Origin of the sequence: Actinoplanes sp. CA-252034, assembly GCF_050956125.1 — a bacterium.
Lineage (GTDB): Bacteria > Actinomycetota > Actinomycetes > Mycobacteriales > Micromonosporaceae > Actinoplanes.
Map to the genome: position 1 here is coordinate 245972 of NZ_CP191846.1, position 15758 is coordinate 261729.

Annotated in this window: 14 protein-coding genes and 1 pseudogene; 11 read left to right on the plus strand and 4 right to left on the minus strand. The window is 69.3% G+C overall.

The features are described 5' to 3' along the window. The first annotated feature begins 4 nt into the window (after window positions 1–4). The 4 genes from ACQPZW_RS01145 to ccsB are packed head-to-tail and all read left to right on the plus strand — an operon-like array spanning window position 5 to window position 3886. A complete protein-coding gene (locus tag ACQPZW_RS01145) occupies window positions 5–565 on the plus strand; it encodes a TlpA family protein disulfide reductase (protein WP_433792999.1) in 561 nt (186 codons plus the stop codon). Then, the gene (locus ACQPZW_RS01150) at window positions 565–1356 is read left to right on the plus strand and encodes a cytochrome c biogenesis CcdA family protein (RefSeq protein WP_433793000.1); all 792 of its coding nucleotides are present in this window, start codon (window positions 565–567) and stop codon (window positions 1354–1356) included. The genes ACQPZW_RS01145 and ACQPZW_RS01150 overlap by 1 nt, the downstream gene beginning before the upstream one ends. Further along, complete coding sequence (gene resB / locus ACQPZW_RS01155; protein ID WP_433793001.1) at window positions 1353–2945, plus strand: cytochrome c biogenesis protein ResB; 1593 nt, start codon at window positions 1353–1355, stop codon at window positions 2943–2945. The genes ACQPZW_RS01150 and resB overlap by 4 nt, the downstream gene beginning before the upstream one ends. Beyond that, window positions 2945–3886 carry a c-type cytochrome biogenesis protein CcsB gene (gene ccsB, locus ACQPZW_RS01160; RefSeq protein ID WP_433793002.1) on the plus strand — a complete coding sequence of 314 codons (942 nt, stop codon included), beginning with the start codon at window positions 2945–2947 and terminating at the stop codon, window positions 3884–3886. Before resB ends, ccsB begins: the two co-directional genes overlap by 1 nt. Here ccsB and ACQPZW_RS01165 read toward each other — a convergent pair. Continuing rightward, a complete protein-coding gene (locus ACQPZW_RS01165) occupies window positions 3883–4722 on the minus strand; it encodes a hypothetical protein (RefSeq protein WP_433793003.1) in 840 nt (279 codons plus the stop codon). The genes ccsB and ACQPZW_RS01165 overlap by 4 nt on opposite strands. Before the next feature lie 74 nt (window positions 4723–4796). Here ACQPZW_RS01165 and ACQPZW_RS01170 point away from each other — a divergent pair, with 74 nt between their 5' ends. Genes ACQPZW_RS01170 through ACQPZW_RS01180 form a run of 3 tightly spaced genes read left to right on the plus strand, consistent with a single transcriptional unit; the run spans window position 4797 to window position 7893 of the window. After that, on the plus strand, window positions 4797–6257 hold the full coding sequence (locus ACQPZW_RS01170; RefSeq protein ID WP_433793004.1) for a menaquinone biosynthesis decarboxylase: 1461 nt from the start codon (window positions 4797–4799) through the stop codon (window positions 6255–6257). Between the two features lie 50 nt (window positions 6258–6307). Further along, window positions 6308–7237 (plus strand): menaquinone biosynthesis prenyltransferase MqnP, encoded by a 930-nt coding sequence (gene mqnP / locus ACQPZW_RS01175; RefSeq protein WP_433797372.1) that lies wholly within the window; start codon window positions 6308–6310, stop codon window positions 7235–7237. 32 nt (window positions 7238–7269) lie between these two features. Beyond that, entirely contained in the window at window positions 7270–7893 is a 624-nt protein-coding gene (locus ACQPZW_RS01180; RefSeq protein WP_433793005.1) for a UbiX family flavin prenyltransferase, read from the plus strand. Between the two features lie 4 nt (window positions 7894–7897). Here ACQPZW_RS01180 and ACQPZW_RS01185 read toward each other — a convergent pair. After that, a pseudogene (locus ACQPZW_RS01185) lies at window positions 7898–8164 on the minus strand (BldC family transcriptional regulator); the annotation flags it as partial. Between the two features lie 211 nt (window positions 8165–8375). Here ACQPZW_RS01185 and ACQPZW_RS01190 point away from each other — a divergent pair. Genes ACQPZW_RS01190 through ACQPZW_RS01205 form a run of 4 tightly spaced genes read left to right on the plus strand, consistent with a single transcriptional unit; the run spans window position 8376 to window position 12762 of the window. After that, complete coding sequence (locus ACQPZW_RS01190; protein ID WP_093620032.1) at window positions 8376–8825, plus strand: Lrp/AsnC family transcriptional regulator; 450 nt, start codon at window positions 8376–8378, stop codon at window positions 8823–8825. A gap of 8 nt (window positions 8826–8833) precedes the next feature. Continuing rightward, window positions 8834–9931, plus strand: a complete 1098-nt coding sequence (locus ACQPZW_RS01195; RefSeq protein ID WP_433793006.1) for a PLP-dependent cysteine synthase family protein — start codon at window positions 8834–8836, stop codon at window positions 9929–9931. A 33-nt stretch (window positions 9932–9964) separates the two neighbouring features. Next, window positions 9965–11248 (plus strand): hypothetical protein, encoded by a 1284-nt coding sequence (locus ACQPZW_RS01200; protein ID WP_433793007.1) that lies wholly within the window; start codon window positions 9965–9967, stop codon window positions 11246–11248. A gap of 56 nt (window positions 11249–11304) precedes the next feature. Next, complete coding sequence (locus ACQPZW_RS01205; RefSeq protein ID WP_433793008.1) at window positions 11305–12762, plus strand: hypothetical protein; 1458 nt, start codon at window positions 11305–11307, stop codon at window positions 12760–12762. Here the strand turns inward: ACQPZW_RS01205 and ACQPZW_RS01210 are convergent. Both ACQPZW_RS01210 and ACQPZW_RS01215 read right to left on the minus strand, forming a co-directional pair. Next, window positions 12746–13375 carry a putative glycolipid-binding domain-containing protein gene (locus ACQPZW_RS01210; RefSeq protein WP_433793009.1) on the minus strand — a complete coding sequence of 210 codons (630 nt, stop codon included), beginning with the start codon at window positions 13373–13375 and terminating at the stop codon, window positions 12746–12748. The two genes, ACQPZW_RS01205 and ACQPZW_RS01210, sit on opposite strands and share 17 nt — an antisense overlap. Before the next feature lie 317 nt (window positions 13376–13692). Then, a complete protein-coding gene (locus ACQPZW_RS01215; protein ID WP_433793010.1) occupies window positions 13693–15585 on the minus strand; it encodes a DEAD/DEAH box helicase in 1893 nt (630 codons plus the stop codon). Window positions 15586–15758 lie beyond the last annotated feature (173 nt).

Consider the following 15758-nt stretch of genomic DNA (forward strand, 5'->3'; position numbering starts at 1 on the left):
CCTGATGCGCCGCCTCGCCGCCGTCACCGTCGCCGCGGTCGTGGCCGCCGGGCTTCTGACCGGCTGCGGCGGCGAGGAGAATTGGGCCAAGAAGTGCTCGACCAACAACCTGGTGGTCGAGTGCACCCCGGAGCAGCGGCCACTGGTCTCCGGCGTGACCGGGGAGCTGCTGGCCGGCGGCACCTACGACCTGGCGAACGACCGCGGCAAGGTGGTCGTGGTCAACTTCTGGGGCTCGTGGTGCGCGCCGTGCCGGGCCGAGGCCGACGACCTGGAGAAGACCTACCAGGCGACCAGGGCCAAGGACGTGACGTTCCTGGGGGTCAACACCCGCGACGACCGCGACTCGGCCAAGGCTTTCGAGCGGGGTTACCAGGTCACATACGGCAGCGTCTACGACTTCCGCGGTGAGGTCGGGCTGAAGTTCGACGTCACGCAGAACGCGATCCCGAGCACGCTGATCCTGGACCGGCAGGGCCGGATCGCGGCCGCCGTCCGCCGGGCCACCACGCTCGACGAGCTGCAACCACTGGTCGAGAAGATCGCGGCGGAGGCGACCGGCTGATGGGCGGCGCCTTCGAGGGTGTGGTGACCGACGGGCCGATGCTCCTGGCGATCGGCGCGGCGTTGATCGCCGGACTGGTCAGCATCCTGTCACCGTGCGTGTTGCCGCTGATCCCAGGCTACCTCTCGTATGTCACCGGGCTGGCCGGTTCCGACATGGAGTCGGTGATGGGCCGTGGCGACACCACGACCAAGACCCGGACCATGGTGATCAAGAGCCGGGTCCTGGCCGGCAGCGGCCTCTTCGTGCTCGGCTTCACGGTCGTGTTCACGCTGATGGTGACCCTGGTGTCGAACATCGCGCTGCAGCTCACCAGCCACAAGGAAGTCCTGAACACGGTGATCGGCGTGGTGATCATCGTGCTGGGTCTCGGCTACCTGGGCTGGATCCCCGGCTTCCAGCGGGAGGCGCGGATCACCAAGCTCCCGGCGGCCGGGCTGGCCGGAGCGCCGATCTTCGGAGCGGTTTTCGCGCTGTCGTGGATCCCGTGCGTGGGCCCGACCCTGGGCGCCGTGATGGGCCTTGCGACGACCACGGGGCAGACCGACCGGTCGGTCGTCCTCGCGATCGCTTTCAGTCTCGGGCTCGGCGTTCCGTTCGTGCTGTTCGGGCTCTTCTTCCGTCGGCTTCTCGGCGTCTTCACCGTGATCCGCCGCAACAGCCGCTGGGTGACCCGGATCGGCGGGGGCCTGCTCATCCTCGTGGGTCTGGCCCTGGTCACCGGCGCCTGGGACCACTTCCTGATCTGGCTGACGACCGTCGTCGACTTCACGGAGGTGCCGGTGCTGTGACCGTTGTCGAGGACCGGCCCGCCACCGCCGACGCGCCGCCGCCGAAGCGCCCCAACCCGGTCTGGGCGCTGCTGCGCAACTCGTGGCGGCAGCTCACCAGCATGCGGACCGCGCTGATCCTGCTCTTCCTGCTCGCGGTCGCGGCGGTGCCCGGTTCGATCTTCCCGCAGCGGGGGGTGAACCGGGAGAACGTCTCCGAGTACTTCACCGGGCACCCGGAACTGGCGCCGGTGCTGGACCGGTTCTTCGCCTTCGACGTCTACTCGTCACCCTGGTTCGCGGCGATCTACCTGCTGCTGTTCACGTCGCTGATCGGGTGCGTCGTACCCCGCCTTCGTGAGCATGCTCGGGCGCTCACGACCGTACCGCCGGATGCTCCGAAGCGCCTGGACCGCCTGCCGCACCACGTCGACGGCGGGCGACGGGCGGAGGAGCCCGCGCCCGCGGCCGCGGAGATCGCGAAAGTGCTGCGCCGCGGCCGGTTCCGGACCCGGGTGCGGGAGACGCCGGACGGCTGGACGGTCGCGGCCGAGAAGGGCTACCTGAAAGAGACCGGCAACCTGCTCTTCCACTTCGCCATGCTGGCGGTGCTCGTCGGGGTCGGTTTCGGTCAGTGGTACGGCTGGCACGCGAACCGTCTGCTGATCGCCGGCGAGGATCAGGGCTTCTGCAACGCCGTCACGCAGCACGACGAGTCGGTCCTCGGGCCTCGGGTCGACGCCTCCGACCTGCCGAACTTCTGCCTGTGGATGACCGATTTCAGCTCCACCTTCCAGGAGAACGGCATTCCCAAGTCGTTCCGGGCCAGCGTGCAGGTCAGCGAGGACGGCGGCGCCTACCGGCAGACGTCGTTCTCGGTCAACGACCCGCTGCGGCTGGACGGGGCGAACATCAATCTGATCGGCCAGGGCTACGCGCCGGTGCTGCGCTACACCGACCGGTTCGGCGCGACCCAGGAGAAGGTCGTCGCCTTCCTGCCCACCGACAACATGCTGACCAGCGAGGGCGTCGTCCAGTTCCCGGACGTCAACATCGATCCGGCCACCAACACCCGCGACCCGAAGCTGCAGATGGGATTCGAGGGTGTCTACCTGCCGACCGGCGGTGACGACGGCAGCGCGATGTCGAAATACCCGGCCGAGGACAATCCGGTGCTCTACCTGGCCGCCTACCGCGGCGACCTGGGCCTGGACTCCGGAAAACCGGGCTCGGTGTACGCGCTGAACCGCGGCCAGATCCAGGACGGCGACCTCACGAAGATCAGCGGCGAGCGGCCGTACGTGCTGCGGCCCGGCGAGAAGTGGACGCTCGACGACGGCACCACGCTCGAGTTCGTCGGCACCCGCCGGTTCGCGACGATCTCCATCCGGCACGACCCGACCCAGTTCCTCATGCTGGTCGGAGCGTTGCTCGGCCTGGCCGGGCTGATGCTCTCGCTCTTCGTGCACCGGCGTAGGGTCTGGTTCCGGGTGGTTCCCGCGGAGGGCGGCAGCGCGATCGAGGCCGGCGGCCTGCCCCGTACCGACTATTCGGGTTTCGGCGATGAGTTCGCGGCGCTCACCCGGCACATCAAGGAAGGGACGCCCTGATGGCGGAGTTGTCCAATCAGCTCATGGCGGTGACCGTGCTGGCCTATCTGGCCGCCATGGTCTGCTACGCCGGGGAGTATGCGTTCGGCAAACGCAGCCACATCGGCCGGGCCGCCACACGCCAGCTCGTCGGCGCCGGAGCCTTCGTGCCGGACGACGTGGTGGTCGCCAAGCCCGAGGAGCCCGGCAAGGGTGAGCTGGTCGGCCGCATCGCCGTCGTGCTCAACCTGATCGGTCTGGCCCTGCACCTGGCCACCACCGCCACCCGGGGCATCGCCGCCGAGCGGATGCCCTGGGGCAACATGTACGAGTACATCCTCTCCGCGACGCTGGTCGGCGCCGCGGTCTGGGCCGGTGTGCTGCTCCGCAGGCCCGCCGTGCGCCACCTGGGCCTCTTCGTCTCGCTGATCCTCGTGGTGTTGCTCGGGGCGGCCGCCCTGGTCGCCTACACCCCGGTCGGGCCGCTGGTCCCCGCGCTGAACTCGTACTGGTTCATCTTCCACGTCTCGACGATCATCATCTCCTCCGGCATCTTCCTGCTCGGGGCGGTGCCGGCCGCGATGTTCCTGATCAAGGACGGGTGGGACGCGGGTAAGCGGGGCTTCCCGTACACCCTGGGCCGCCGGGTCGGTGACGCCGGCTCGCTGGAGCGGCTCACCTTCCGCCTGCACGCGTTCGCCTTCCCGCTGTTCACGTTCGGCGCGCTGATCGCCGGGCCGCTGTGGGCCGAGGCGTCCTGGGGCCGCTACTGGGGCTGGGACCCGAAGGAGGTGTGGGCGTTCATCTCGTGGATCGTCTACGCCGCCTACCTGCACGCCCGGGCCACCCCGAGCGTCAAGCGGACCACCGCCACCTGGATCGCGATCATCGGTTTCGTGACGATGCTGATGAACCTGTTCGGCGTCAACCTCTTCTTCGAGGGCCTGCACTCGTACGCCTAGGGCTTGCCGTCGGGGCAGTCGCCGGCGCTCCAGGTGTCGTAACGGGTCTTCCAGTCCAGGCAGAAGCCGCCACGCGAGGGCGCCGCGGTCTCGGTCGCGACGTCCTCGCGCCAGTAGCGTGCGGGCCCACCGCCGGCCGGCCGCAACTGCACGTTGTCCACGGTCACCTTCGGCATGTCGATCTTGGCTTGCCGGGACGCGTCGACGTGCACCTCGACGTACTGCTCGATCCGGGCGCTCGGGCCCAGCGGCAGCCGCTGCTGGGTGAGCAGGTTCCACCGGTTGTTCCACCACAGCCAGGCCCGCCAGATCCCGGCCCGGTCGGTGTTGATGTCCAGCCATACCTGGTCGCCGGGGCGGACCGCGTACTGGTCGTAGAAGCGCCACCGGTTGGTGTTGGTGTCGAAGGTGTAGATGCGCTGGCGGCCCGGTGAGGCCCAGCCGGTCTCCGACCATCCGGCCTCCAACCAGGCGATCCGCCCGCCGCCCAGGTCGCGTTTGGCCATGAACCGGCCGACCACGAAGTCGTAGGTCTGCGGCCGGATCGAGCCGTCCACCACCGAGAACCGTCCGGACACCCCGCCCCATTCGCCGCGCGTGCCGGCCCCGAGATGGTGATAGCCGCTCGGTGTGAAGGCGAACTCGTCCGACTCCAGGGCCGGGCCACCGCCGCGGCAGGCGCCCGGGCTGTCCACCGTGGCGGGGCCGGTCGGCGGGCTGGTCGGGGCCGGGCCGGGAGCGCCGCATGCGGGCAGTCGCGCCTCGGTGGACGAGATCGCCGGGGCCGGGACCGCGAGAGCCGCGGCCAGACCGGTCAGCAGACACCATCGGGTCACGTTCCGCAGCTTCATGAAACGCCCAACGGGAGTCCCGGATCTCCAGTGACGGACCCTGGTGCCAGACTGGGGGTATGGCGCCGCGTGGATTCCCCTATGCCGATCTGCAGAGCTTCATCGCCGCCCTCGAGGCCGCGGGTGAGCTGCGTCGAGTCACCGTGCCGGTGGATCCGACGCTGGAGATCAGCGAGATCGTGACGCGAACCGTGCGGGCCGGTGGCCCGGCGCTGCTCTTCGAGCGCCCGACCCGGGGCGACATGCCACTGGTGATCAACCTGTTCGGCACCGAGAAGCGGATGGCCATGGCCCTCGGCGTCGACCGGCTCGACGAGGTCGGCGAGCGGATCGGCGCACTGGCCAAGCCGGAGCTGCCGGTCGGCTGGTCCGGGATCCGGGAGGGCATCGCCAAGGTGCTCCAGCTCAAGTCGGTCCCGCCGAAGAAGGTGAGGAGCGCCGCCTGCCAGGAGGTGGTGCTCAAGGGCGACCAGGTCGACCTGGGTCTGCTCCCCGGCCTGCAGGTCTGGCCCGGTGACGGCGGCATCTTCCACAACTTCGGGCTGACCCACACCAAGCACCCGGAGACCGGCAAGCGCAACCTCGGGCTCTACCGGCTGCAGCAGCACTCGAAGAACACGCTCGGCATGCACTGGCAGATCCACAAGGACTCGACCGCGCATCACGCGGTGGCGGAGCGGCGCGGCGAGCGCCTTCCGGTCGCCGTCGCGATCGGTTGCGACCCCGTGGTGTCGTACGCGGCGAGCGCCCCCCTGCCCGGCGACATCGACGAGTACCTGTTCGCCGGGTTCCTCAAGGGCGAGCGGATCGAGATGGTCGACTGCGTCTCCGTCCCGCTGCAGGTCCCGGCTGAGGCGCAGATCGTCCTGGAGGGCTACCTGGAGCCCGGCGAGCGCATGCCGGAGGGCCCGTTCGGCGACCACACCGGCTACTACACCCCGGTCGAGCCGTTCCCGGTGCTGCACATCGAGACCATGACGATGCGCAAGAAGCCGGTCTACCAGTCGATCGTCACGTCGAAGCCGCCGCAGGAGGACCACGGTCTCGGCAAGGCCACCGAGCGGATCTTCCTGCCGCTGGCCAAGATCCTCATCCCGGACATCGTCGACTACGACATGCCGGCCGCCGGTGTCTTCCACAACTGCCTGATCGTGTCGATCCGCAAGCGCTACCCGAAGCACGCACAGAAGGTGATGAACGCCATCTGGGGCGCCCACCTGCTGTCGCTCACCAAGCTCGTCGTCGTGGTCGACGAGGACTGTGACGTCCACGACTACAACGACGTCGCCTTCCGCGCCTTCGGCAACGTCGACTACGCCCGCGACCTGCTGCTCACCGAGGGGCCGGTCGACCACCTGGACCACTCGTCCTACCAGCAGTTCTGGGGTGGCAAGGCGGGCGTCGACGCCACCCGTAAGCTGCCGTCCGAGGGCTACACCCGGGGCTGGCCGGAGGAGATGACCATGTCTCCCGAGGTGGTCAGCCTGGTCGACAAACGGTGGAAGGAATACGGGCTGTGACGGCTACCGAGGAGAAGCCCGGCAAGGTCAAAGCCTTCCTCCGGCTGGTGATGATCGAGCACTCGATCTTCGCGCTGCCGTTCGCCTACCTTTCCGCGCTGATCGCGATGGCGCAGCCGGCCGGTGGCCTGAGCACGGACGGCCGGGTCATCCGCGATCTGCCGTCCGGCGCGACGATCAGTTCCGGCGTGCACTGGGTGGACCTGTTGCTGATCACGGTCGCCATGGTGTCCGGGCGGACCTTCGCGATGGCGGCCAACCGGATCCTGGACCGCAAGATCGACGCGCTGAACCCGCGCACCCAGAACCGGGAGCTGGTCACCGGCGCGGTCAGTCTGCGGACCGCCTGGACCGGTGCGGGCATCTCGCTGGTGCTCCTGATCGTCGCGGCCGGTCTGCTCAACCCGCTCTGCCTGCTGCTGTCGCCGCTCGCGGTGATCCCGCTGGTCATCTACCCGTACGCGAAGCGATTCACGAGCTTCCCGCACTACGTGCTGGCGCTGGCCCAGGCGGTCGCCCCGGTCGGAGCCTGGCTCGCGGTCACCGGCACGTTCGCCGGTTCCTGGCCGGCCTGGGTGCTCGGCGTCGCGGTCGGCCTCTGGATCGGCGGGTTCGACATCATCTACGCCTGCCAGGACATCGAGGTGGACCGGAGGATCGGCGTGCACTCCACCCCGGCCCGTTTCGGGGTCCGGACCGCACTGCACATCTCCACGGTCACGCACGTGGTCTGTTTCGCGCTCTTCGCATGGTTCGGGCACCTCGTCGGCCTCGGCTTCTTCTGGTGGATCGGCCTGCTGATCACCGGCGCCGGCCTGGTCTACCAGCACGTCGTGGTGACGCCGAACGACCTCTCCAAGATCAACCGGGCGTTCTTCACGGCGAACGGGTTCATCGCGATCGCCCTCTTCCTCTTCGCCCTGCTCGAGCTGATCGTCGACGGACGCTTCGTTCCGTTGGGGGTCGCGGCACCGATGTGAGTTACCGGCGCGGTGACGGCACACTGGTAGACATGCGCGAACCTTGGATCGTCGGCGTCTCCGGAGCGTCGGGAACGCCCTATGCCAAGGCGGTTCTGACCGCCCTGCTGGACGCCGGCGAGTCCGTCGACCTGGTGATCTCCCGGGCCGCCCGGCTGACTCTGCTGGACGAGACCGGAGCGACCGTCCGGGACGCGCACTGGAAAGACGATGTGGGCGCCTGGCTGGGCCGGGACCTCGGTGATCTGGCCTACTGGCCGGCCGGGGACCTGGCCGCCGGCCCGAGTTCCGGGTCGTACCCGGCGCGCGGGATGGTGGTGGTCCCGGCGAGCACCGCGGCATGTGCCGGGATAGCTGTCGGGCTGTCTAAGGACCTGCTGCAACGAGCGGCCGAAGTGAGTCTGAAGGAGCGCCGGCGCACGGTGGTCGTGCCCCGGGAGACCCCGGTCACCCGCAGTCACCTGGAACATCTGATCGGCCTGCACGACGCCGGGGCCGTGGTGCTGCCGGCCAGCCCCGGATTTTACGGATCCGGGGCCGGCGCGACGGCACGACAACTGGTCGACTTCGTGGCCGGAAAGGTGCTGGACGCTTTGGGCGTACCACACACGCTTTTTCGCAGATGGACAGGGGAATTGGGTGAGAGGAACGCTTAGCGCAAGCCGTTGGGGGGCCGAAGCCCGTCCCGGGATTGCTAGGACCGTTGTTCCGCGGCTTGTTCGCGGCGTCGTCCTCGCGCATCTCCTCGATCACGCCATCGCCCTCGAGCAATGCGCGAACTTCTGACTCACGGAATCGGCGGTGTCCACCCGGAGTACGGATACTGCCGATGCGCCCGGCGGCGGCCCAGCGTGTGACCGTCTTAGGGTCGACGCGGAACAATGCGGCCACCTCGCCCGGTGTCAGCAGACGATCTCCAGTGTCCACAACCCCCTCCTCGGTTTGGTTTCTGGAGCGGCCGTGGTCACGGAGAGTGTCGGCGTGCTCGATCGGGACGTAAAGCCATTAGAGCACCGCCCCCGAACCAAGTCCGTGAAATGCGGAAAAAGCCCCGATTGCGACAGTGGTCATTATCCTGCCGCCCATTCGCCGCTACCGGGCGTGAAGGCGGGAGCGCCACCCGATTAGGGTTTCAAGCATGGACTCCATCGACCTCCGGCTGATCGACCTGCTACGGGAGAACGCGCGCTCGTCGTACGCCGAACTCGCCCGCAAGGTCGGGCTCTCCGCCCCCGCCGTGCACGAGAGAGTGGGTAAGCTCGAGACCGCCGGAACCATCCGTGGCTACCGGGCCGACGTCGATCACGAGGCGATCGGGCTGGGTGTCACCGCACTGATCGGCATCATCGAGGACTCCGGTGCCGACACCGACGACGTCCTCGCCGCCGTCCGAGCCATGCCCGAGGTGGAGAGCTGCTATTTCATGGCCGGCGTGGAGTCCTATCAGCTCACCGTGCGGGTCGGCACGATCGCGGAACTGGAGCAGTTGATCGTGCGAATAAACCGGACACCCGGGGTCGCCTCGACCCGGACAGCGATCGCGCTCTCCACGAAGTGGGAGAACCGTCCGCAGCCCGGCCTGGGCTGAGGCCGGGGATGGACGTCACCAAGCTCGACCGCTCGGACAGCGTGGCGCGCGACTGGGCACGCGACGCGATCGCCCTGGTCGAGGCGGATGCCAACCGATCCGCCGACACGCACCTGCTGCCGTACCCTCTGCCGGTCTCCTGGGGCATCGACCTCTACCTCAAGGACGAGTCGTCACACCCCACCGGCTCACTCAAGCACCGCCTGGCCCGCTCGCTGTTCCTGTACGCGCTCTGCAACGGCTGGATCGGCCCGCAGACCACGGTCGTCGAGGCGTCCTCCGGCTCGACCGCGGTCAGTGAGGCGTACTTCGCCCGCATGCTGGGCCTGCCGTTCATCGCCGTGATGCCGGCCTCCACGTCGCCGGAGAAGGTCTCGCTGATCGAGTTCCAGGGCGGCCGATGTCACCTCGTGGCCGATGCCACCCAGGCGGTGCCGGAGGCGCGTCGGCTCGCCGCGGAGCTCGGCGGGCACTTCATGGACCAGTTCACCTACGCCGAGCGGGCCACCGACTGGCGGGGCAACAACAACATCGCCGAGTCCATCCACAGCCAGCTGGCCCTGGAGCGGCACCCGGTCCCCGCGTGGATCGTGGTCGGCGCGGGCACCGGCGGCACCAGCGCCACCATCGGCCGGTACGCGAGATACCGTCGCCTGGCCACCAGAGTCTGCGTCGTCGACCCCGAGGGATCGGCGTTCTGGCAGGCTTACATCGCCGGTGACTGGACCACCGTGACCGGCCGGGGCTCGCGTATCGAAGGGATCGGCCGGCCCCGGGTGGAGCCGTCGTTCCTGCCGTCGGTCGTGGACCGCATGATCCACGTGCCGGATGCCGCGTCGCTCGCCGCCATGCGGGCCGGCTCGGAGATGCTGGGCCGGCGGCTCGGCGGGTCGACCGGCACCAACCTGTGGGGCGCCTTCCGGCTGATCGCCGAGATGCGGGCAGCCGGGCGTACCGGATCGGTGGTGACGCTGATCTGCGACGGTGGCGAACGCTACGCGGACACCTACTACTCCGACGACTGGGTGGCCGGCCAGGGGCTCGAATTGTCCCCTTACTCCGGGGTGATTGAGCGATTCATGGACGGCGGCGACTGGCCGGGCTGACATGCATCGACGAGCCGTGATTAGATCCGGCTCGTGGAGGATGATCTCGATCATCGATCGAGCCGCGACTGGGTGGCGCGGGTCTTCGCGGCCTTCGGTGTGCTGCTGCTGGCTGCCTCCGCCGCCGGCGTGGTCCTGTGGCCCGAGCCCCGGCAGTCCAGGCCGGCCACCGCCGCGCCCGTCGTCCTCGACACCTCCGCGCTGCTCGAGCGGGAGGTCCAGTCGGTCCTGCGGGGCCAGGTCGACGCTCTGCTCAACGGAGACGAGAAGGGCTGGTTGACACCGGTCGATCCGGCCGCGCGGAGCCGCTACCGGGCCATCTACCGCAACCTGCGCAATCTGGAGGTCAGCCGGGCCGACTACGGCGTGGAGATCCTCGACCGGAGCACCCGCAGCACGGTGAACGCCCGGGTCATGATCGGCTACTGCATCCGCGGCACGACCTGTCCGGCCTGGGCGGACCGGGTCGACGTGGGCAGCCCGAAACTCCTCTACGACCTGACCCTGACGCGACGCGACGGCGAGTACGTGGTCACGAAGATCGCCGACGTCGAGGACGGGAACTACCTGCAACCCACCCCGTGGGAGAACGTCGAGCTCCGGTTCGCGCGCGGCACGCGGGTCATCGTCGCGGGCCCGCCCGGACAGGCGAAGAACCTCCGGCAGGTGCTGGCCGCCGCCGAGAAGGCCGCCACCGTCGTCGACCGCTTCACCACCGAGCCGCCCGCGCGCTACCGGATCTACCTGGCCGACGACAAGTCATGGAAACGGTGGTATGGCGGACAGCTCTCGAAATGGGTCGTGGGATACCACCTCGCCCTGAACCAGGCCGGCAGCGACATCGTCCTCAAGGCCAGCGAGGTGCTCGACTCCGATCGCCAGCTCGCCCTCACCGTCCAGCACGAGATGGCACACGCGGTGACCATGGTTCCGTCGTCCAACCGCGATCCGAACGAGGACCTGTGGCTGATCGAAGGGGTCGCCGACTACATCGGGTTCTTCCCCGGGGAACCACAGAACACCGAGAGCCGGTACGCGCTGCGCGCCTGGGTCGACGAGCACGGCGCCATCAAGACGATCGCCCGGCCGGAGCTCACCGACAAGTCCGACGACCTGACGGTCAGCACGCTCTACGCCACCGGGCACTACGCGGTCGGCTGCCTGGTCGACCGCTATGGCCAGACCCGGATGCTCGACTTCGTCAAACGGGTCGTCCGGGACGGTCAGGAGCTCGATCCCGCCTCCCGGGCGTCCTTCGGCAAGCCCTTCAAAACCGTCGACAAAGCATGCGTCACCTGGATCACACAACGGATATGAGCATCGGTCGGTATTGGGATAGAGGCCGATCGAACCACATGGTTAGATCCTCGATCATGGATGAGACGCCCGAGTCGATGCCGTCGTCCGGGCCGTCGCCCGAGCCGCCGTTTCCACCTGCCGCCCTGCCTTCGGCCGAGCCGCAGGAGGAGCCTGCGGCCGAGTCCGCGGAGGAGCCTCCGACCGAGTCTCAGGCCCAGTCGCCGGAGGAGCCTCCTGCCCCGTCCTCGCCGCGGAAGACCTCGGCGCTTGTTGCCGGTCTGACCGCCGTGGTACTGGCCGCGAGTGCCGGCGCGGTGGTCTTCTGGCCGGACCGTCAAGAGCCCGCCACCGCGACCCCGGTCGCCTCGGCTTCAGCGTCGCCATCGGTCTCCGCCACCCCGCTCACCCCGTTGCAGCAGGCCGAGGTGGCGCTTGCCGGCCAGGTCCAGGCGCTGCTCAAGGGCGACGAGGCGGGCTGGCTGGCCCCGGTCGACGCGAAACTGCGGTCGCGGTACCGGACGATCTTCCAGAATCTGCGGGCGCTGGAGCTCACCTCAGCCGACCTGACGATCGAGGGCCAGCCGAAGATGACCGGCGCGGTGATGAAGATCCGCGTCGACCTCAACTACTGCTTCAGCGGCGTGGAATGTCCCGCTCACCGCTCCGACCCGCTGGCCGGCGCGCCGATGATGATCAACACGCTCACCCTGACGCCCCGTGACGGCTCCTACGTGATCACCGGGATGGGCGCCTCCGGCGTCGAGAACTATCTGCAGCCGGCCCCGTGGGAGTCGGCCCCACTGGCCGTCGTGCGGGGGCAGCGGGTGATCGTGGCCGGCCCGAAATCACAGGCCCAGAACATCAGCCGGGTGCTGCCGCTGGCCGAGAAAGCCGCCGCGGTCGCCGACCGGTACGGCACACGGCTGCGCAACGAGCAGCAGAAGTACCGGATCTACCTGGCCGACGCCAAGGGCTGGAAGAGCTGGTATGACGGTCGCGCCCCGAACTGGTCCGTCGCGTACCACCTACCGCTCAACGGCATCGGCAGCGACATCGTCATCAAGGTCAGCGAGGCGCTGTCCGGCACCGACCGTCAGGTCACCGAGATCATCCAGCATGAGATGGGTCACGCCGTCACCCTCAACGGCAACCGCAACTGGGACGACGAGGACGACCTGTGGCTGATCGAGGGCGTCGCCGAGTACATCGGCTACCAGCCCAGCAAGCCGCAGAACAGCTACAGCCGTGACGCGCTCCGCTACGTCCAGTCCCGCAAGGGCGCCATCAAGACCATCGCGCTGCCGCGGCTCAACGCCAAGTCCGACGACCTGACCGTAACCCGGCTCTACGCCACCGGCCACTTCGCGGTGGGCTGCATCGCCGAGAAGTTCGGCGAGGAGAAGATGTTCAACTTCGTCTCCCTGGTGTTGCGCGAAGGGGTGCAACCCGACGTCGCCTCCCAGGTCGCCCTCGACAAACCCTTCAAAACGGTCGACAAGGCCTGCGTCAGCTGGATCAAGCAGAAGCTATGACGCGGCGGGCCAGTCCCGGCCGGTCCATCACGAGGCCGTCGGCGTCGCAGTCCAGGTCGACGCTGGCGGTCTCGTCGGCGAACCGCACCCGCCCGTCGCCCAGCGGCGTGTAGATCTGATCCGCCTGCACCACCTCCAGGCTCGGCAGTAGCACCCACGCCACGCTCAGCCGATGCGACACGCCCGCCTCCGACCCGAGCAGGCCAAGCCGGCGGATCGGCAACGTGGCGAACAGCGCCGACCCGCCGAGGCCGACGTCGAACGCGCCATACAACAGATCCGGATCCGCGCACCCGGGCAAGCCCGCCCGAGCATGACCGCTTCTGGTCAGTGCGTCATCGAGATCACCCTGTTCTGAACCGGTCACCCGCCAGCGGCCGGCCGCCAACTCCAGGCGCATCCCACGCGCCCAGCCGGCGCCCTCGGCCCGCACATCCAGCCGGGCGGTCGCCCAATCCGGTCCGGTGCGCACCTCGTAATGGCAGGCGAACGGGATGGGCGCGGCGGTCAACAGGGTGCCCTGCGCATACAGGCCGTCGCGCGCCTCCAGCAGGGCATGCTCGGCGCCGGGAGCGTCGCTGCGCTCCCAGAACACCGCGATCGGCAACGGCATGCCGGTAACCTACCTGATTTTCACCATTTTGTACGGCTACAAAGGTCCCGTGACCACCACGCGACGCAGCCGACACTAGCGCTCACCAGCGCGTCCTCCGGGCGGATGCCGCTGCCTACCGTCACCCCGAACGGCACGGCGCCGGAGCCGTACGTAGCCACGCCGGGCCGGGGAGGGAACGCCTCAGCCCGGAAGGGCGTTTCGGCCGGGACGGACCGCCTCCGTCGCGGGGTAGCCACTCGACCTTGGTGCGGCGTACCCGATAAAAGGCCGAAGCCCCGACCGCGTGGAGGCGATCGGGGCTTCGGAGGGGTTGATCAGTAGCTACGAGCCGGGCGGGAGGTGCCGTAGCGGCCACCCGGCCCCTCGCGACGGTCGCCGCGGCCATCGGTGCGGTGACCCTCGCGACGGGGACCCGCCGGACGGTCGCCGAAACGGTCACCGGCCGGACGGTCACCGAACGCACGCTGCGGGCGGTCGCCGGTCGGGCGGTCGCCCGTCGGACGGTCGCCGAACGAACGCTGCGGGCGGTCGCCGTAGGAACGTTGCGGACGGTCGCCGGAAGGCCGGTCACCGAACGAGCGGTCCCCCTGGGGCCGGTCCGAACGCGGGCGGTCGCCGAAGCCGCGGTCGCCACCGGACGGGCGGTCGCCACCGGACGGGCGGTCGCCGAAGCTGCGGTCACGGTCGCCGAACGGGCGGTCCGAGCGGGGACGGTCGCCGAACCCACGGTCGCCCCGGTCACCGGCCGGACGGTCGCCGTAGGGACGCTGCGGGCGGTCCCCGAAGGTCCGCTCGTTGCGGTCACCGAACGAACGCTGCGGGCGGTCGCCGTAGGAGCGCTGCGGGCGGTCGCCACGAGGACGGTCGCCGAAGCGGCCACGGCCGCCGCCGGAACGCTCGCGACGGGGCTCCGGCTCCTCCACCACCGGGACGCCGCTGGGCTCGCGAGCGCCGGCGATCTCGGCCAGGTTGTCGTCGCCCAGGCGGACGCGGGTCTCGGTGGGAGCGACCCCGGCCTTCGACATCATCGCCTGCGTGGTGCGGCGCTGCTTCGGCAGAACCAGCGTCACGACCGCGCCCGACTCGCCGGCCCGGGCGGTGCGGCCGGCCCGGTGCAGGTAGTCCTTCGGGTCCTTCGGCGGGTCCACGTGCATGACGAGCGAGATGCCGTCGACGTGGATGCCACGAGCCGCCACGTCCGTCGCGACCAGGACCTTCGTCCGGCCTTCCTTGAACTCGGCCAGCGTACGGGTACGAACCCGCTGCGTCTTGCCGCCGTGCAGGGCGCCGGCCCGGACACCGACCGCCGCGAGCTGCTCGACCAGCCGGTCCACGCCCATCTGGGTGCGGGCGAAAACGATGGTCTTGCCGTCCCGGTTCGCGATCCACGAGGTGATCGGGAACTTGTCGGCCGGCGGGATCAGCAGCAGGTGGTGATCCATGGTGGACACGCTCGCCTCCGCCGGGGCGGTCGAGTGCGTCACCGGGTCGTGCATGAACCGCTTGACCAGCGTGTCGACGTCACCGTCCAGAGTGGCCGAGAACAGCAGCCGCTGCGCGTTCTCCGGCGTCTTGGCCAGCAGGTCGGTGACCTCGGGCAGGAAGCCCATGTCGGCCATCTGGTCGGCCTCGTCGAGGACGGTGACCTCGACGTCGTCGAGCCTGCAGGCGCCGCGCTCGATCAGGTCGGCGAGCCGGCCCGGAGTGGCGACGATCACCTCGACGCCGCGGCGCAGGGCGTCCATCTGACGGTCGTACGGAACCCCGCCGACCGCGGTCTTCAGGAACACGCCGACCGCCCGGCCCACCGGCGTCAGAGCGTCGGCGACCTGCATCGCCAGCTCACGGGTCGGCACCAGGATCAGCGCCTTCGGGTAGTGCGGGCGAGCCCGGCCGCTCTGAGCGGTGCGAGCGAGCACCGGCAGGCCGAACGCCAGAGTCTTGCCGGAGCCGGTCTGGCCACGGCCCAGGACGTCCCGGCCGGCCAGCGCGTCCGGCACGGTCGCGGTCTGGATCTCGAACGGGCTGGTGATGCCCTCACGGTTGAGGACACGCACGATCTCGGCGGGCACACCGAGGTCAGCGAAGGTCTTGACCGGCGCCGGGGCGGCCTCAGCCGCGGCGACGATGGTCTCGGGAGCTTCGTTTTCCGGGGTGGAGCTGTCGAAGACGGACGGGAACGTGCTGGAATCAGCGAAAGTGGTCAAGAGAACCTCTCTACGGGGGCGCATGCTCGCGAATGGCCCGCCACGGTCACTGGAGACCGCTCGCTGAAATGCCCGCAAGAACGCCCGTGGCGTGCGCCGGGTGGGCACGCCGCGTCAATAACTACCATCAGTGTACGGGTGAACGCCTGAACCGCCGACCGCATTCCGGCCGG

Coding starts and splice junctions, on each gene's coding strand:
- ACQPZW_RS01145 (WP_433792999.1), top strand. CDS start 5: ATGCGCCGCCTCGCCGCCGTCACCGTCGCCGCGGTCGTGGCCGCCGGG.
- ACQPZW_RS01180 (WP_433793005.1), top strand. CDS start 7,270: ATGCGCGAACCTTGGATCGTCGGCGTCTCCGGAGCGTCGGGAACGCCC.
- ACQPZW_RS01150 (WP_433793000.1), top strand. CDS start 565: ATGGGCGGCGCCTTCGAGGGTGTGGTGACCGACGGGCCGATGCTCCTG.
- ACQPZW_RS01195 (WP_433793006.1), top strand. CDS start 8,834: ATGGACGTCACCAAGCTCGACCGCTCGGACAGCGTGGCGCGCGACTGG.
- ACQPZW_RS01190 (WP_093620032.1), top strand. CDS start 8,376: ATGGACTCCATCGACCTCCGGCTGATCGACCTGCTACGGGAGAACGCG.
- ACQPZW_RS01170 (WP_433793004.1), top strand. CDS start 4,797: ATGGCGCCGCGTGGATTCCCCTATGCCGATCTGCAGAGCTTCATCGCC.
- mqnP (WP_433797372.1), top strand. CDS start 6,308: ATGATCGAGCACTCGATCTTCGCGCTGCCGTTCGCCTACCTTTCCGCG.
- ACQPZW_RS01210 (WP_433793009.1), bottom strand. CDS start 13,375: ATGCCGTTGCCGATCGCGGTGTTCTGGGAGCGCAGCGACGCTCCCGGC.
- ccsB (WP_433793002.1), top strand. CDS start 2,945: ATGGCGGAGTTGTCCAATCAGCTCATGGCGGTGACCGTGCTGGCCTAT.
- ACQPZW_RS01205 (WP_433793008.1), top strand. CDS start 11,305: ATGGATGAGACGCCCGAGTCGATGCCGTCGTCCGGGCCGTCGCCCGAG.